This is a genomic window from Arthrobacter sp. Y3223164 (assembly GCF_059091005.1).
In genome coordinates this window covers 1-939 of record NZ_JBNHGF010000665.1, presented here as the reverse complement: position 1 = coordinate 939, position 939 = coordinate 1, and the positions used below count along the sequence as shown (strand labels likewise).

Annotated in this window: 1 protein-coding gene; it reads right to left on the bottom strand. The window is 71.6% G+C overall.

Translation table 11 applies throughout. From position 1 onward, the window contains the following. Window positions 1–370: 370 nt before the first annotated feature. A complete protein-coding gene (locus AC5RUJ_RS17250; protein WP_494129125.1) occupies window positions 371–826 on the bottom strand; it encodes an NUDIX hydrolase in 456 nt (151 codons plus the stop codon). Window positions 827–939: the final 113 nt, after the last annotated feature.

The window sequence follows — 939 nt, the reverse complement described above, 5'->3', positions numbered from 1 at the left end:
TCGTCGCGCCAGTCGATCAGGGTCTGCGCCCAGTGGCGGTAGTGCGGGGAGCTCAGACCCAGGCCCATCTGGTCGCCGTCCCGGCCGGTGGCATGGGTCGGGAAAATGGAGGTTGAACTGCGCGGCGGCGTGTCGGGTGTAGCCGTAGCTGCGCAGCAAGGAGTGCGGGTGATGGGTGTCGGTCACGACGGTTACCTCGGGGCGTGAGGCCTCCGCCCGGGGACGTTCCGGCCGCTAGCCGCGGCGCGGGCGGGGTACGGAGGCTGGGCTGGTGATGGCAGCAGGATCTGCGGGATAAACGGTCATCACACCCACCTCCTCGGGGTTGTCCGGCGGGCTGGTCAGCCCGACAACTGGATCAGCATAGCGCTCACCGGCCGTTTGCGGAATGGCCCGCCGGGACGCCGTCCGGGAAGTAGAGGCGCAGCCCCAGATCCACCAGGTCGACCCGGTCCAGCGTCGGAACCTCATGGAGCGGGATCCACCGGGCCAGGTCCGTGGAGCCGTCGGCCTCGTCGGTCAGTTCGCCGCCGACAACGCTGGCCGCGTAGATGACGCGGAAGGCGTGCAGCGGCCGCTGCCCGTGCAGGCGCTTCGCGGCCGGAATGTGCTTGCTGTCCACGCCCAGCAGCTGCTCGAGCCTGGCGGCGTAGCCCGTTTCTTCCCGGATCTCGCGGACCGCGCCGGTTGCGGCGTCTTCGCCGTATTCCAGGCCGCCGCCGGGCAGGGTCCAGCGCGGCCAGCCTGCGCCGGTCCAGCGGACCAGCAGCACCGCGCCGTCGGCCACGATCACGCCGTAGGCGGCCACGCGCGTGTCGAATTCCATGTCCCCCAGTCTAGGGCGACGGCCAGTGTAGGGCGGCGGCCGGTGTAGGGGGCGGCTAGTGTAGGGCGGCGGGCGAGGCGGCTATCGGACGCGGAGGCCGCTGTGCGCCGCCG

Excerpts from the sequence above, each read along its gene's own strand:
- AC5RUJ_RS17250 (WP_494129125.1), bottom strand. The coding sequence starts at position 826 with ATGGAATTCGACACGCGCGTGGCCGCCTACGGCGTGATCGTGGCCGAC.